Below are 15,949 nucleotides of genomic sequence, written 5' to 3'. Positions count from 1 at the left end.
AGTACAGACGATGACACAACGCAACAAGGTATCGGTTTCCGAGGCAGTGGAAGGCGCGGCGGCCTGTGCCGAGGGTGTTTTCGCGACGTTGCCTGCCGAGGATCGGGCCGCGTTGCTTGAAGCGATCGCGACGCGGGTCGACGCGCTTGGGCAAAAGCTGACGGACGTGGCCGGTCGAGAGACGCACTTGCCGGCCGGTCGACTTGAAACGGAGCGCGGCCGAACGGTCAACCAGTTGCGGATGTTTGCGGCGCTGGTGCGTGAAGGTTCGTGGGTGGATGCCCGCATTGATCGCGCTCAGCCGGAGCGTCAGCCGATGCCGAAGCCGGACATTCGTCGGATGCTCGTTCCGATCGGGCCGATCGTGGTGTTCGGGGCGAGCAACTTTCCGCTGGCATTCAGCGTGGCCGGCGGCGACACGGCGTCGGCGCTCGCGGCCGGCTGCCCGGTGGTCTGCAAAGCTCACCCGGCGCATCCACAGACGAGCGATCTCGTGGCCGACGCAATCGCCGAGGCGATTGGGGATGCGGGTCTGCCGGCGGGTGTTTTTACCTTGGTGCACACCGATCATCACGCGGAGAACCTCGACCTGGTGCGTCACCCGGCGGTGCGGGGGGTTGGCTTCACCGGTTCGCATAAGGCCGGGCGGGCGCTGTTCGACGCGGCGAACGAACGTGAACAGCCGATCCCCGTTTTCGCGGAGATGGGCAGTGTTAACCCGGTCGTTCTGTTGCCCGGAGCCGTTCGCGAGCGGGGTGACAAGATCGCTGACGGCTTACACCAGAGCTTTACGATGGGTGTGGGGCAGTTCTGCACGAAGCCTGGCATTGTGCTGACACTGAAGGGCGAAGCGACAAGCCGACTGATTGATCGGCTTGCCGAGTCTGTGGCAAAGACACCGACCGGGGCGATGCTGCATGAGCAGATTGCCGAGCAGTATGTGAAGTCGCTCGGTGGACTGCGCGCGATGGCGGGCGTGCAGACGGTTGCGGTGGTTGAGGCTGGGGAGGCGGGCGCTGGTGGTGCGGCGGTGCTGCGGACCGAGGCGTCGGAAGTGATCGCGAACGCGGCGTTGCTGGAGGAATGTTTCGGGCCGACGACGCTGGTGATCGAGGCGGAGGACATGGACGAACTGGAGCGTTTGATCGCGACGATCCCCGGCCAGTTGACTGCCACCATTCATATGGCCGACGCCGACCAGGCCGACGCGGCGCGTTTGTTGCCCAAGCTGCAACAGCGTGCAGGGCGCGTGTTGTTCAACGGCTTTCCGACGGGCGTGGACGTGTGCTCGTCGATGCAGCATGGCGGGCCGTACCCGGCCACGACGGACAGCCGATTCACCAGCGTCGGCACAGCCGCGATCTACCGCTGGGCTCGGCCGGTGTGCTATCAGGATGCGCCTGCCAGCCTGCTCCCACCGCCGCTGCAGGACGACAATCCGTGTGGCATCTGGCGGACAATCGACGGCACGTTCACCAAAGACGCGGTGTGAGTCCGCGGCCCTTGGGCACGCTGTTGCATCTTTGCCTTTCCGTTTGCTTCGGCCGGACGATCGACGCGATGGTCGCGGCGGTAGCATCCTTGCTTGCCGAGCCATGCAAGGCGATCGCACGCGCCGCGTACCGAATTCGGCACGATGAAATAGTTGTAAATTTGTTTGGCATATCGCGGATCGTACGCTAATCTACTATCTGTGCCACCGGTGCTGTTTACGCACGGGTAACGGGGTGGCCGCCTGAGCTGTCGTCGTATAAACCTATTATGCACAGTTTCTTGTGCGGAGAATGGCATGCTCGACAATCGAAGGATGGTGAAGAAAGCAATCGCAGCAGTGGCCGCATCGTTCATTGTGTCGGTTGTACAAATGTTTGGTGGTACTTCCGTTTATGGGAATGGTGCCGGCTTCGACGCACACGTGCAGGCGTTGTCGCAGATGGATTACTACGTCAACGAAGATGTCGCCAACATCATCTTCGACGTCAGGCCCAACCAGACGCTGAATGAGAATCTCACGCTCCGCGCCACACTGACGCACAACGGCACGCAGACGGTGGTCGACGGGCCGCTGACGGAGGCCGGCTTTAATCAGCTTCAACTCCCGCTGGCCGACCTGGCGGCGGGGACGTATTCGCTGTCGCTGGACATTCTGGATCAGGGCAGCGTCGTCTGGCAGGGGACCGACACGCTCGTCAAGCAGCCCCCGCCACCGGCAGGGACGACCATCACGCAGATCGATCGGTATCGCCGGGTGATGCACGTCGACGGCAACCCGTTTTTCCCCATGGGCGTCATGGGCGTGTTCGCCGGCCAGGCGCAGACGATGGCGGACGCCGGCTTCAACGTGACCCAGCGATGGAAGAGCGAGACCACTGCCAACCGATACAACCGCAGCCTCAGTCCCGATGATCCCTACAACGTCGCGGCGGTGCGCGACTATCTTGACGCGATCCACGCCAGCGGCATGTATGCCTTTGAGAACCCGGTGAAGCTGGCGGAACAGGCGCTGTACGTCCGCTTCAACGATGTGGAAGGGCGTTACACGAACGGGCCTTACTGGGACGACAAGTATCCGGTGATCAACGAGCAGGTCGTGCCCGGCGTGGTGCAGAATGCGATGGATCATCCCGCGGTCATCGGCTACTACAGCTATGACGAGCCGGACAACTTCTGGCAGAACAACCCGGAGCATAAGCACCACCTGATGATGCAGAAAGGCGTCGAGGAATTCTACGAGAAGGTCAAGAGCATCGATCCGTATCATCCGGTGGCTGTGCTTTTCTCGGTGGGGCTGTCCAAGAACATGCACTGGGATGCGTGGGACATTCCGATGCGCGACTTCTACGTGGGCGACAACCAGCACATGAGTTCGGTGTATGAAAACGCGCGGGCAGCGGTGCAGATCGCCAGCGAGCATGACCAGCCGTTCGTCTACACGCCGTTGTTCGACAACTCATCGGGACGCAGTCGGCCGTTAAGCCCGGAGGAACATCAGGCACAGGCTTATCTCTCACTGGCGGCGGACGTGAATGGCATTTTCTACTGGGACTTCGCCGCTGCGTATCTGCCGAGTTGGGAGATGCTCGACCAGACCGCGAGCGAGGTGGAAGCGCTCGCGCCTATTCTTCTGGATCGCTCGCCTGATCAGTCGGTGGCCTACCTGAACCCGGGCACGGAAAACAGTGTCAAGGTGCTCATCAAAAACCACAATGGCAAGACCTACCTGATCGCCGCCAACGCCGAGTCGGCCTACGTAGATCTGGAGTTTACGCTGCCCGAGCGATACCACGGCATGGGCAATGTGTGGTTCGAAGACGACACGGTCAGCGTTCAGAACGGCACGTTCAGCGCCACGCTCCAGCCCTACGGCCGAGGGGTGTATGAACTCGACGGCCAGTGGAATCACAACGAGGTGCTGAGCATGCTCGTGAACGTCGGCGAGTTCATCATCCCCGAGGACCCGACGTTCGAGGTGACGCGGAACCTCATCCGCAACGGCCACTTTGCCAAGGACTATGGGCGGCTACCAGGCTGGCCTGCGGAGTGGGGCGACGCAGACTCGCTGATGGAGGTCGGCGTCGCGGGACATGCAGACGGCCGATGGACACCGGTGACCGATGAGGCGGTCATCGGCAACCGCAGCATGCGGCTGACCAACGCCGCCGGCGACACGCGGAACATCTACACCAATGCTTGGGCCCCGGCGGTCAGCCAGGGGTTCAGCTTTGTCGAGGCAGGCGATCACACCCTTTCGCTGTACCTCAAGGCAGAGGGCGGCTCGCGCGTGTGGATCCTCGTCGGCTGGGATGAGCTATTCCAGTTCGATGTTACCGACGAATGGGAACGCTACGAATTCCTGCTGGAAGACATCGATCCCGGCGGCAGCTTTCTTCGTGTCTACATGATGGATAAAGGCACGCTGTGGGTCGATGGCGTGCAGATGGAGCTTGGAAGATACGCGACGGAATACATCCCCGAACCCACGACGGCTGCGATAATCGGCCTCGGCAGCTTCGCGCTGCTGCTTCGGCGACGGCGTTGTCAGCGAGAATCATAAACTCGCGATGATCCATGTGGCTCTGCCTGCCCTCGCGCGGCCTGACGTTGCGGCGTTAACGAAGGTAGACAGTCTCCGTGTGTCGACGTCGACGCGGATGCATCGTTACGCCTGACCCGATTTCGACATTTCGGGCTTCGTGGTGGGGGCCGCATCCCGGCGTGTCGGCTTGTGGTGGCATGAGCCCTCACGCGTAGCGATGAAAGGAAGCGGCCCCCCCATGAAAGTGCTTTACAATCACGAGTACCCACGTCGGGTTCGCCTTGCCGCCATCGGCTGCGGCGGCCACGCCATCCGCAATGTCTTTTCCACTCACCCGTACGCACCGATCGATCTCGTCGCCGTCTGCGATCTCGACCGCGAGCGAGCCGAGCATACCGGCTGCATGTTCGGCGCTAAGGCTGCCTACACCGACTACCACGAAATGCTCGAGCGCGAAAAGCCTGAAGCCGTCACCGTTGTGACCAACTACGACGAAGATGGTCGGCCTCGCTATCCTCAGATCGCCATCGACTGCATGCAAGCTGGCGCACATGTCTGGATCGAGAAGCCACCCGCCGCCAGTTCCGCCGAAGTACTCGACATGATGCGCGTCAGCGAAGCCACCGGGAAGTTCGTTGCCGTGGGTTTCAAGAAGATGTTTTTCCCCGCCAACGTCAAGGCTCGCGAGATCATCACCCGTCCCGCCTTCGGTTCCATCAGCACCATTACCGCTCGTTACCCTGAGGCGCTGCCTCCCCTCGAAGACCGCCAGGATCTTCACAAGATGTGGCGCTTCCTCGATCACATCGTCCATCCCTGGTCGGTCCTGCAATATCTTGCCGGCCCCGCCGAGTCCATCTTCGTCCAGCGCAGCCCAACCGGGGGCACGGTCACCGCCATCCAGTTTGCCAGCGGCGCTGTCGGATCGCTCCATCTCGATCGCGGTCAAGGCAGCAGCTCATTCCTCGAACGCACTGAAATCGTCGGCCCCGGCGGCAACGTCGTCATCCACAATAACACCAAACTCACCTTCTACAGCGACGGGCCAAAGCCCGCAGGCGGCTACGGACGATCCGGCGACTACTACGGCGGCGATGAACGCGCCGCCCTTCACTGGGAACCCGAATTCTCCCTCGGTCAGTTGTACAACAAGGGCATCTTCCTTCTCGGCTATGCTCCGGAAATCCGCTACTTTTGTCAGTGCGTCCTCGACGACACCCCGCCGGAAGTCGGCACGCTCGACAACGCGCTCGAAATGCTTCGCATCTATGAAGCCTACTGCCAGCCTGATGGCCAGCATATTCGAATCGATACCGAACCAGGCAAGGTATCCTGACGCGCCGATACCTTGACCATGACGCACGCCAGGCGTCCGGCCCATTCGTTTCAGGAGTGATGATGAAAGGCACTTATCGCAACGCGACCGACGCAGCCAACCATACCGTCGACGACGGCTGGGGCACGCTCACCTGGCTCGCCAACGAGCCGTTAACGGGCAACAAGGGCCTCACCCTCGGCCGTGTCGTCATCCGGCAGGGGAAAGCCAACCCCCGCCACTGTCACCCCACGTGCGAAGAGGTCCTCTACCTGCTCCGCGGCAAGCTCAGGCACACCCTCGGCGGCGACGCCGTTACGCTCAATCCCGGCGATACGCTGAGCATACCCGCCGGCGTCTTCCACAACGCCGTCAACATCGGTGATGAAGATGCCGATATGATTGTCGCCTACTCCACCGGCCGGCGCGACTTCCAACTCGAACATTCGAGCGTCGCCAATGAATGAGCCGTCACGCGGCGTGGTGGAAGTGAGGAGCCGGGATGTTGGAATCGAACAGCAGGTGGACCAGCACGGGGCTCGTCGCGCTGGACGAGGTGCTCGACGGTCTGCGCGTCGGCGACAACGTGGTCTGGCTTGCCGACGCGGTAACGGAGTACGCCCGCTTTGTTCGCCCGTTCGTTGAGCATACGCAGGCCGAGGGGCGGCGGGCGATCTACATGCGCTTCGGCCAGCACGCGCCGCTGGTAGCCGACGACAGCGGGGCGACGGTGTATGAGCTCAACGCGCATCACGGGTTCGAGTCGTTTACCGCGCGGGTCTACCAGATCATCACCGACGAAGGGCCGGACGCGTTTTACATCTTCGATTGCCTGACCGATCTGCTCGACGCGTGGGCGACGGATCGCATGATCGGCGATTTTTTCCGGGTCATCTGCCCTTACCTTTACAAGCTGGACACGGTGGCCTACTTCTGCCTGCTGCGGACACGGCATGCGTACCGCACGATTGCGCAGATTCGCGAAACAACGCAGCTGCTGCTGGGGCTGAACACCAGCCGAGGCCAACTGCACGTACATCCGATGAAGGTGTGGCGGCGTGCGTCGCCGACGATGTTTCTACCACATGTCTGCAAGGGCGATCGCTTCCTGCCGGTCGCCAACAGCGACGACGCGACTCGACTTTCCAGGGATCTGGTGTCGCGGGAGGTGTTGAGTGCCCACCGTCATCTGGACTCCTGGGATCGATTGTTCCTCGACGCCGAACGGCTATGTCGTCGGTCCACTGACGATCCGACACGCCATGACATGGTCGCGCAGCTTTGCCGGGTGATGATCGGTTGTGACGAGCGGATGCTCGCGCTGGCCCGCCGACACCTGAGCTTGGAGCAATTGCTTGAGATCAAGTCGCGGCTGATCGGCACAGGGTTCATTGGAGGCAAGGCGGTGGGTATGTTGCTCGCGCGGCAGATTCTGCTCGCCGAGCCGGACGCGGGGTGGACGGAGCAACTCGAGCCGCACGATTCGTTCTACGTCGGCTCGGATGTTTTCTACGGCTACCTGGTGCACAACGGCTGGTGGGACCTGTTCATGCAGCAGAAAACCGAGCGGGGCTATTACACCGCCGCGGCGCAGCTGCACGAGAAGATGCTGCATGGCAAATTCTCCGGGGACGTCAAAGATGCGCTGTTGCAGATGCTCGAATATTTCGGGCAGTACCCGTTGGTGATCCGATCGAGCAGTTTGCTTGAAGATGGGTTCGGCAACGCGTTTGCGGGCAAGTACGAAAGCTACTTCCGCGTCAACCGTGGCACGCCGGAGCAGCGCTATGCGCAGGTGGAAGAAGCGGTACGGCGGATCTTTGCCAGCGCGATGAGCGCCGATGCCCTGGCGTATCGACGACAGCGCGGGCTGGATCAATTGGAAGAGCCGATGGCGCTGCTGTGTCAGCGCGTGTCCGGCGCGTATCGCGATCACTATTACTTTCCAGACGTGGCGGGCGTGGGCATGTCGCGTAACCCGTTCGTGTGGCATCGGGAGATGGACCCGCAGGCGGGCATGTTGCGACTGGTTCTGGGGCTGGGCACGCGTGCGGTGGATCGTGTGGAAGGCGACTATGCGCGGACGGTAGCGCTCGATCAACCTGGCCGACAGCCGCACAAGGATGCGCAGGAGGCAAGGGCGTTTTCCCAACACGATGTTGATGTACTTGACCTGGAATCGAACGCGCTGCGCACCATATCGTTTCGGCAACTGTTGGACGAAGGCGTGGACATGCCGCTGGACCGGGTGGCTGCGCGCTGCGGCGACACGACCGCGGCGGGGGCAACGTCGGAACCGTTGGACGGGCAACCCCGGTTGCTCTCTTTCGAGCCGCTGCTGAAGCGCACCGGTTTTGCGGCGAGGATGCAGCGAATGCTCAAAACGCTTGAGCAGGTGTATGAGACGCCGGTGGACGTCGAGTTTACCGCGAACTTCACGCGTGAAGGCGTGACGCGGATCAACTTGGTGCAGTGTCGTCCGATGCAGACGCGAGGCGCTCACTCGGCCGTCGCAATGCCGAGCGAGCTACGGCCCGAGCAGGTGCTGTTTCGCAGCACGGGCGACTTCATGGGCGGCAACGTGGCGATGCCGATTCACCGGGTGATCGTGGTCGAGCCGGAGGGTTATGTGGCGTTGTCGCCGTCGGAACGATACGAGGTGGCGAGGCTGGTGGGTCGCCTGAATCGTGAAATTACCGATCGACAGCGTTGCACCGCCATGCTCATCGGGCCCGGCCGCTGGGGCACGAGCACGCCGGCGCTGGGCGTGCCGGTGCGCTTCAGCGAGATCAACATGGTCAGCGTGCTTGTGGAAGTGGCGTTTGAGGCAGGGGGGCTGATGCCGGACCTGAGTTTTGGCACGCACTTTTTTCAGGACCTGGTTGAGACGGACACGTTCTATGCTGCGCTGTTTCCCGAGAAAGCGCACTGCGACTATCGGCCGCAGTGGTTGAAGGGTGGGCCGACGGCGTCGACTGAAGCGTTGGCCGACGCCTCCGCGGAGGTGGCCGAGGTGGTGCGCGTGTACGAAACGGGCGCAGCGGGGCTGCGGCTGTTTGCCGATGTGGTTACGCAGGCTGTGGTCTGCTGCGACGACGTATGTGAATGAATCGTACTGCGCAATCAGACCAGGCCCATGGCGACCATGGCACGGGCGACCTTGAGGAAGCCGGCGACGTTCGCGCCGATCACGTAGTTGCCCGGCTGGCCGAACTCCTCGGCCGTGTCGTGGCAGGTCTTGTGGATGTCGACCATGATGTCCTGCAGGCGTTGCTCGGTCAGCCGAAAGCTCCACGAGTCGCGGCTGGCGTTCTGCTGCATCTCAAGTGCGCTGGTCGCGACACCGCCGGCGTTCGCCGCTTTGCCGGGCCCGAAGGCGATGCCCGCCTCGGCGAAGTGGTTCATCGCCTTCGGCGTCGTGGGCATGTTGGCGCCCTCGGCGACAACGATGCAGCCGTTGTCGATCAGCTTCTTCGCCGACTTGTCGTCAAGCTCGTTCTGCGTCGCGCAAGGCAGGGCGACCTGGCAGGGCAGATCCCAGATGTTCCCGTTGGCGAGGTATTTCGCATCTTTGTGATGGTCGGCGTAGACGCTGATGCGGCGGCGGTCGACTTCCTTGATCTGCTTGATGAGGTCAAGGTCGAGGCCGGCTTCATGCACGATGACGCCGTTGGAATCGGAACAGGCGATGACCTTGCCGCCGCTCTGGCGGATTTTCTCGATGGCGTAGATGGCGACGTTACCCGAGCCGGAGACAATGCAGGTTTTGCCTTCGAGCGAGTCGTTGCGGGCCTTGAGCATTTCGTTAACGAAGTAGACCGTGCCGTAGCCCGTGGCTTCCTTGCGTACGAGCGAGCCGCCCCAGTCCAGCCCCTTGCCGGTGAGCACGCCTGACTCGTAGCGATTGGTGATGCGCTTGTACTGGCCGAAGAGGAAGCCGATTTCGCGCTGGCCGACGCCGATGTCGCCGGCGGGCACGTCGGTGTATTCGCCGAGGTGACGGTACAACTCAGTCATGAAACTCTGGCAGAAGCGCATGATTTCATCATGGCTTTTGCCGCGAGGGTCGAAGTCCGAGCCACCCTTGCCGCCGCCGATGGGCATGCCGGTCAGGGCGTTCTTGAATATCTGCTCAAAGCCAAGGAACTTGATGATGCCCAGGTAGACGGAAGGGTGGAAGCGCAGGCCGCCCTTGTACGGGCCCAGGGCGCTGTTGAACTCCACGCGAAAACCGCGGTTGATCTGCACCTGATTGTTGTCGTCCATCCACGGCACGCGGAAGATAATCTGCCGCTCCGGTTCGCAGATACGCTGAATGATCTTCCGCTCGGCGAACTGCGGATACTTGCTGAGCACCGGACTCAGCACGGTCAGTACTTCGCGCACAGCCTGATGGAACTCGGTTTCGCCGGGATTGCGTTGAAGCACTTCTTCGTAAATGGGAGCAATTGTGGCGTCCAGACTCTCTGCTTGCGTTGGCATCGATGGTTCCTTGCTTGCCGAACTCGGCAATAAAAGCGTGCTGCCACAAAGCGAGACGCGGACGGATAGCCTGGCCGGGCTCGGCCTTGATCCGTGCGTCGGCGCAGGGCGTATGACAGAACGCTGATGATAGTTTCAGCGAAGCCTGGTGCAAAATGAACGATAGCGAAACCGTCGGCCACTCGCGGGTTACCAGCCGGTGGAACCAGTCCGCCCTCGAGCCCCTGACCGACCGAAACCGCAGACGCGGGCTCCTTGATCGCGTACTGGTGATGGGCCGTGACCAGCCGTGTTACTGCGATCCAGGTATGTCAGGCAACTCGGCTACGAACACAGCGCCGGGCGATAGGGTGAGTTGGCTCGCCGTCCGTTCAATCCCCATTTCATGCCAGACGGCCGTTGGCTCGGCAGGCAAGGTGCACAGTCTCCGTTCCGGCGCCACGTTGAAGACAAACCAGATCGAACGCTCACCGCTGACGCGTCGCCGTACGAGAACGCCGCGATCTGCCTGATGCTCGGGCTCAACGCCCGCGCCGCGAAGCAGATCGTCGAGCACGTCCATCGCAGGGTCCTCCCATTGCCCCTTGGCTGAAAGCGACAGGTTCAACCCAAGTGTGTGCACCTCGCCAAGGCCGACACGATGACGCACGGCCGCGACCGCGTCGTTCGGCCACCACGCGATGGGCTCGCCATCTGTGACCGTCAGGTTCACCCGCCACACCGCCGCGTCAACCGTCTTGCCGCCGGCGAAGCGAACGCTCAGCGGCCGATCGTTCAGTGCAATGCGCTCCGCCTCCCGGCAGCCGAGTAGCTTCGCCAAATCGTGCATCGGCCGATCCGGTGCGACCCATGTCTTCTCGTCCCGACAGGCGAAGGGGTATTCGACGATCAACCGGCCGCCCGCCTGGACGTACTGGCTCAGCCGATCGGCTGTGGCTTTGTCCACGATCTCCATTGCGGGAATATGCACGACGGCTTGCTCTTTCAGGTCATCGTCAGGCGTGACGAAGTCTGTCGTATGGCCCAACGCCTGATAAAGAAAATGACTCATCCGCAAGGCCCGCTTGTACGGATACGCATCGGAGGATCGCGCTAATGGGAGGTGGCGTTCTTTCAGGGCGAGCATTTCAATACGGCCGACCAGGTCGCTTGGCCGACTATACATCAGCGCGACTTTTGCCTTGGGACGATGCGTGCCTGCAAGCTTGTGGCCGTGTTGTTTGAGCACACCGGCGATGTGGTCGCCAAAGGATCGAGGGCCGCTGCGGTCGGCGATCGCGTCGAAATCAGCGATAGAAATGAAAGCCCCGCCGTGGCGAAGCGCCGCGACGGGGACAAGGGGCAAGTACATCAGCTTGGTGCGATGAAGGCGAGTCAGGCCACATTGGCCTGGGGGTTGATCTCGCCCTCGGCCAGGCTTGTCAGCTTCTCGTCAGTCGTTCGTTCTTCATCCAGGGTTTGTTGCAGGACGTCGGCGATATCCCTACGGCCAAGCTGCTGGGCGAGCGTTCGCATCGTTCCGTAGGCCGCGATCTCATAGTGCTCGACCCGTTGAGCGGCGGCGATGAGTGCGGCGTCGCGCACCTTCGCGTCACCGTCGGCGGAGATCATGTCGTCGCCCTCGGCAATAAGACCCTTGATGGCGTGGCAGGTTTCGCGTTCCGGCTCTTGGTCGACCATTCGGAACACCTGTTCGAGCCGACTGATGTGGCCTTCAGTCTGGCGCTGGTGCTCCTGAAAACTCTGCTTCAGCACCGGGTTGGAGGCCGCTTCGGCCATATTATCCAACGCCGAAACCAGCCGTGTTTCCGCGTCGTACACATCCTTCAACTCATGCAGCATCAGGTCGTCCAGCGTATTGAACGTTTCACTCAATAAACCCATGATTCAATCTCCATCTAAGCGGTTGTCGTTCGGCGATGGCGTAAACATATCCACCGCCTTGTGCGCCTCCTCAGCGTGCGTTCAATTGTTTAAATGTTGGAGGACCGCCTTGCTTCGTCAGAAGCACACACCCCCCGTGTAGCCGAGTAGCAAGCTGTCTCGCTCCGTCTGTGAGCTTCGGTAGCTTGCGGAACGCCAGGCAATTGCTGCGTCGGCTTGCACTCGGTCATCCCAGACTTGCTTGGGTGATCAGACCCCTCGTGTGCCACCACGCTGCACCAGGCCGGCAATCAGCGACACAATCAAGAGGATGACAAAGATCGCGAATAACACCTGCGCGATCGTCGCCGCCGCTCCGGCGAACCCTCCGAAGCCGAAGACCGCTGCGATTATCGCGACGATGAAAAATACCAGTGCCCAATAAAGCATGACTCAAATTCCTTCCTCTGTTTTCTATCTCATGTTGGGCAGCAAACAGAAAATACTGCCCATATACATTGTGCCTTCATACATCACATTGGTGGGTGGTGGTTTGCCGTGGTCGGCCGTTCGCGACACCACCGTTCGCGTGTTCAATGAAGATTACGAGCGGGCAGGATGCGCCGTTTCATGCGCTTTTCGAAATCAGATCAAATAGGAATTAGCACCATAAGGCCGACCGGCAACAACCGTGTTTCAAGGTCCTGACTATCAGAACAAAACGGTGCTCGTAACAAACGCGGTCGCCACGCAAAACCCGGCGGCCAGCAGCGCAAGGAGCCCATCGTTGGCCAGCATCGACAGCCCGAAGGCGGTGATGGCCGCCCCCACGCCGGTGATCGCGAAGGGGACCGCCTCCAGCAGCGGGGCGGTGAGTGCAAGCAGCAGGCAGACCAGGGCGATGACGTACACTGCCGCCCCCTCCGCGAGCCAACGCAGACGCGGTTTGACCAGTCGGTCGACAAATCTCGCTACCGGCCGAAGCACCTTCAATGCCTTTTCATAACGCGACTGAGTAACGGATCGGCGGAGCAAAAACTGTGGTAACCAGAACTCCGAGCGACCCAGCAGAAACTGCCCCGTGATCAGCAGCACCATAATGCCCACCACCGTGGGCGCCCCGGGAATCCCGCTCACCGGCGACAACGCGATCAGCCCCGGAACCAGCAGTACCGGGCCAAAGGAGCGTCGCCCCACCGCATCGAGCACCTGCTCGACGCTGATGGTCTGTTCATCATCGTCCGCATCAGCTAGCTGCGCGAGCAGTTGCTCAAGGCTTTCGGCATCGCTGTGGTTGCTCATCCCGAGTCCTCGTCGGGCAAGGCGGGTTCAGTGTCACAAATCAGCGTTCTGCCGCAAGCCCCGATCCCGCGAGGCTGAGCGGACCCTGAGAAAGCGATCGCTGCCCACTCAACGTGGACGACGATTGCGAGGCGACGGCGGCTTTCTGCGCTGCCAGCAAAACCACCTCGTGCGTCACCTACGTAATTTTCTACGGCCACGACCAACGCCACGGTTTCATCGGCCGATGAATGCCACCGACGACCGCGGTGGAACCGACATCGGATGTGTTCGCGTCTGCGGGACTCAAGTACGTCGGCGTCGTGGTTTGCGGGGCATTGGTATTTCGCCATGACCAGACTGTCGACCTACCGCAGCAAGCGCAGAGCATCCATCACCTCTGAACCGGGCGTGGCGCCGGAACAACACGCGCGGGCCGACCTGTCATGGGGCCCCGACGGACGACGGTGGGTCGTTCAACATCACGACGCGTCACGCCTGCATTATGACCTGCGGCTGGAGCACGACGGCGTGCTGTTGAGTTGGGCCGTGCCAAAGGGCCCGCCGATGCACCCGGGGCGGAAGGCCTTGGCGGTGCACGTTGAAGATCATCCGCTCGATTACGCCGACTTTGAGGGCACGATTCCCGAAGGTCAATACGGCGGCGGCACGGTGCTGGTCTGGGACCGCGGTGGCTATGAACCGATTGGTGCGGATGACCTGGCCGAAATGTATCAGCGCGGCCGACTGAAGTTCCGGCTGCGTGGTGAAAAGCTGCGCGGCAGATTTACGTTGGTCAAAATGGCGGGGCCGCGCAGCGATGGTGGCAGGAACTGGCTTCTGGTCAAGGACCGCGACGAGCACATCCGGGCGGATGACGAACCGGACATCACCGAAGCCGAGCCCTTGAGCGTCAAGACCGGCCGATCGCTTGAACAGATCGCATCGGGCGAAGTTGCAGAGACCGCCGGTGTGACCGCGATCGAGCAAGACCCGCCGAAGCAAGCCGTGCGTGCGAAGATGCCAGAGAGCATTCCCCCCCAACTTGCAACGCTTGTTGACACCGCGCCAGTCGGCGAACAGTGGATCCATGAAATCAAGTTCGATGGCTACCGAGCGCTGATCTACCTTGCCGCCGGGCAGATGCGCCTGCTGACGCGCAATGGCAAGGACTGGACCGATCGGTTTCGCGCGATTGGCCAAGCGTTGGCGCATCTGCCTGCGCGCAACGCGATATTCGACGGGGAACTGGTGGCGTTTGAGCCCAGTGGCCGGACCAGCTTTCAGCAGTTGCAAAATGCGCTGCGCCATCGCTCGCACGTCACGTTCGTGGCCTTCGACTTGCTTTATCTGGACGGTTACGACTTGCGGGCGTGTCCGCAGATCGAGCGTAAGCAGCGGCTGCGCGAACTTATCGATGAGGGGGTTGGGTTGGACGATCCGACCATCCGTTACGTAGATCATCAGCCTGGCAGCGGTCGCGTATTTTTCAAGCATGCCTGTCATGCGGAACTCGAAGGCATTATCAGTAAGCGAGCGGATGCGCCCTACACCTCCGGCCGATCGCGTACATGGACAAAGACCAAATGCAGCAAGCGGCAGGAGTTTGTCGTCGTCGGCTGGACAAAGCCGAGCGGCTCGCGTCGTGGTTTCGGGTCGCTTTTACTGGCGTACCACGACGCCGATCACCTGTTGCAGTACTGCGGCCGAGTGGGCACGGGGTTCAACGCACAGTCGCTGAAGTCGATTCGCGAGCGACTCGATGGTCTCGCCCGAAAGAGCCCCGCCGTAGCGGACGCGCCCACGCGCGAGAGGCGTGAAGCTCGTTGGGTGACGCCGCAGCTTGTGGCCGAAGTTGCGTTCGCCGGCTGGACCGACGATGGGATGCTTCGCCATGCCGCGTTTCAAGGGTTGCGTGACGACAAGCCGGCCGATGCCGTCGTGCGTGAGGTGGAAAAGCCCGAGCCGGAGGTGACCGCGATGGCTGGTCAGAATGATAAAGCGGCGGGGAACAACCGGTCGGTGACATCGCCGGGCAGGGGCCCACAGCCGGTGGAAGTGGCCGGGGTTTCGTTGAGCAACGCGGACCGTGTGCTCTACCCCGAGCAGGGCGCGACCAAGGCCGACCTCGCCGCCCACTACGAGCGTGTCGCCGATCGCTTGCTGGCGTACATTGCGGATCGGCCATTGTCGGTGGTTCGGTGTCCGCGCGGGCGTGGCGCGCATTGCTTTTATCAGAAGCACATCAGCGAAGGGTTGCCCGCCGAGATTCAAAGCATTGACGTGGCCGAAGCGGGTGAGAAGAGCGAGCAATATCTTGCGGTGAGCAATCTGGCCGGCGTGATCGCATTGGTGCAGATCGGCGTGCTTGAGATCCACCCCTGGTCTAGCCGACGCGATCGGCTCGATCGGCCGGATCGTCTGATCTTCGATCTCGACCCCGGGCCCGAGGTCACGTGGGAGCAGGTGATCGACGCCGCCATGCTGGTGCGCGATTCACTTGAACAGATCGGTCTGCAAAGCTTCGTCCAAGCCACCGGAGGCAAGGGGCTGCATGTGATCGCACCCATCCGCCGCACGCTCGACTGGAGCAGCGTCAAGCAGTTGACCCATGCGATCGCGACGGCGATTGCTTCGGCACATCCGAAACGGTACGTGGCTGTAATGACGAAAGCGAAACGCAAGGGCCGTGTCTTTATCGACTACCTCCGCAACAGCCGAGGCGCGACGGCCGCGGCCCCCTATTCCACGCGAGCCCGCCACGGGGCGCCGGTGGTCACGCCGCTGCGATGGGACGAACTGGCCACGCTCGACGCGCCGGATCACTACACGCTGGCCAACCTGCCGCGGCGGCTGGCGCAACTCAAGCATGATCCCTGGGCCGAGCTGGACGACCTGCAACAGACGGTCAGCCGCAAGGTGCTGAACATGCTGGACATTGCTGCCGACTGACGCCGTTTATCAAGGAGTTT

General features: G+C 61.8%; 11 protein-coding genes. 6 read left to right on the top strand and 5 right to left on the bottom strand.

The genetic code is table 11. From position 1 onward, the window contains the following. Positions 1-10 precede the first annotated feature (10 nt). The 5 genes from ACERK3_06335 to ACERK3_06315 all read left to right on the top strand — a co-directional run bounded on the left by ACERK3_06335 (position 11) and on the right by ACERK3_06315 (position 8,460). The gene (locus tag ACERK3_06335) at positions 11-1,492 is read left to right on the top strand and encodes an aldehyde dehydrogenase (NADP(+)) (protein ID MFA9477913.1); all 1,482 of its coding nucleotides are present in this window, start codon (positions 11-13) and stop codon (positions 1,490-1,492) included. 372 nt (positions 1,493-1,864) lie between these two features. Next, on the top strand, positions 1,865-4,054 hold the full coding sequence (locus tag ACERK3_06330; protein ID MFA9477912.1) for a PEP-CTERM sorting domain-containing protein: 2,190 nt from the start codon (positions 1,865-1,867) through the stop codon (positions 4,052-4,054). Between the two features lie 220 nt (positions 4,055-4,274). Further along, positions 4,275-5,372 (top strand): Gfo/Idh/MocA family protein, encoded by a 1,098-nt coding sequence (locus tag ACERK3_06325; GenBank protein MFA9477911.1) that lies wholly within the window; start codon positions 4,275-4,277, stop codon positions 5,370-5,372. 59 nt (positions 5,373-5,431) lie between these two features. Beyond that, a complete protein-coding gene (locus ACERK3_06320) occupies positions 5,432-5,818 on the top strand; it encodes a cupin domain-containing protein (GenBank protein MFA9477910.1) in 387 nt (128 codons plus the stop codon). A gap of 35 nt (positions 5,819-5,853) precedes the next feature. After that, a complete protein-coding gene (locus ACERK3_06315) occupies positions 5,854-8,460 on the top strand; it encodes a PEP/pyruvate-binding domain-containing protein (protein ID MFA9477909.1) in 2,607 nt (868 codons plus the stop codon). Positions 8,461-8,474: 14 nt separating this feature from the next. Here ACERK3_06315 and gdhA read toward each other — a convergent pair whose 3' ends face one another. From gdhA to ACERK3_06290, 5 genes are all read right to left on the bottom strand, one after another. Continuing rightward, complete coding sequence (gdhA, locus tag ACERK3_06310; protein ID MFA9477908.1) at positions 8,475-9,833, bottom strand: NADP-specific glutamate dehydrogenase; 1,359 nt, start codon at positions 9,831-9,833, stop codon at positions 8,475-8,477. Positions 9,834-10,125: 292 nt separating this feature from the next. Continuing rightward, a complete protein-coding gene (locus ACERK3_06305) occupies positions 10,126-11,178 on the bottom strand; it encodes a beta-galactosidase trimerization domain-containing protein (protein MFA9477907.1) in 1,053 nt (350 codons plus the stop codon). Positions 11,179-11,207: 29 nt separating this feature from the next. Further along, entirely contained in the window at positions 11,208-11,717 is a 510-nt protein-coding gene (locus tag ACERK3_06300; GenBank protein MFA9477906.1) for a ferritin-like domain-containing protein, read from the bottom strand. 249 nt (positions 11,718-11,966) lie between these two features. After that, entirely contained in the window at positions 11,967-12,146 is a 180-nt protein-coding gene (locus ACERK3_06295) for a DUF1328 domain-containing protein (protein ID MFA9477905.1), read from the bottom strand. Between the two features lie 261 nt (positions 12,147-12,407). Further along, complete coding sequence (locus ACERK3_06290; protein MFA9477904.1) at positions 12,408-12,998, bottom strand: exopolysaccharide biosynthesis protein; 591 nt, start codon at positions 12,996-12,998, stop codon at positions 12,408-12,410. 330 nt (positions 12,999-13,328) lie between these two features. On the opposite strand from ACERK3_06290, the gene ligD reads away from it, so the two are divergent. Beyond that, entirely contained in the window at positions 13,329-15,929 is a 2,601-nt protein-coding gene (gene ligD, locus ACERK3_06285) for a DNA ligase D (GenBank protein MFA9477903.1), read from the top strand. The last annotated feature ends 20 nt before the right edge of the window (positions 15,930-15,949 follow it).

Source organism: Phycisphaerales bacterium AB-hyl4 (assembly GCA_041821185.1).
GTDB classification, from domain to species: domain Bacteria; phylum Planctomycetota; class Phycisphaerae; order Phycisphaerales; family Phycisphaeraceae; genus Natronomicrosphaera; species Natronomicrosphaera hydrolytica.
Note: the sequence above shows the minus strand (reverse complement) of the source record. Positions and strands in the feature narration are given on the sequence as shown.

Bases quoted from the DNA above. Each gene is read 5' to 3' on its own strand.
- ACERK3_06330 (MFA9477912.1), top strand. From the start codon at position 1,865: ATGTTTGGTGGTACTTCCGTTTATGGGAATGGTGCCGGCTTCGACGCA.
- ACERK3_06295 (MFA9477905.1), bottom strand. From the start codon at position 12,146: ATGCTTTATTGGGCACTGGTATTTTTCATCGTCGCGATAATCGCAGCG.
- ACERK3_06315 (MFA9477909.1), top strand. From the start codon at position 5,854: ATGTTGGAATCGAACAGCAGGTGGACCAGCACGGGGCTCGTCGCGCTG.
- ACERK3_06335 (MFA9477913.1), top strand. From the start codon at position 11: ATGACACAACGCAACAAGGTATCGGTTTCCGAGGCAGTGGAAGGCGCG.
- ACERK3_06300 (MFA9477906.1), bottom strand. From the start codon at position 11,717: ATGGGTTTATTGAGTGAAACGTTCAATACGCTGGACGACCTGATGCTG.
- ligD (MFA9477903.1), top strand. From the start codon at position 13,329: ATGACCAGACTGTCGACCTACCGCAGCAAGCGCAGAGCATCCATCACC.
- ACERK3_06290 (MFA9477904.1), bottom strand. From the start codon at position 12,998: ATGAGCAACCACAGCGATGCCGAAAGCCTTGAGCAACTGCTCGCGCAG.
- ACERK3_06320 (MFA9477910.1), top strand. From the start codon at position 5,432: ATGATGAAAGGCACTTATCGCAACGCGACCGACGCAGCCAACCATACC.
- gdhA (MFA9477908.1), bottom strand. From the start codon at position 9,833: ATGCCAACGCAAGCAGAGAGTCTGGACGCCACAATTGCTCCCATTTAC.
- ACERK3_06325 (MFA9477911.1), top strand. From the start codon at position 4,275: ATGAAAGTGCTTTACAATCACGAGTACCCACGTCGGGTTCGCCTTGCC.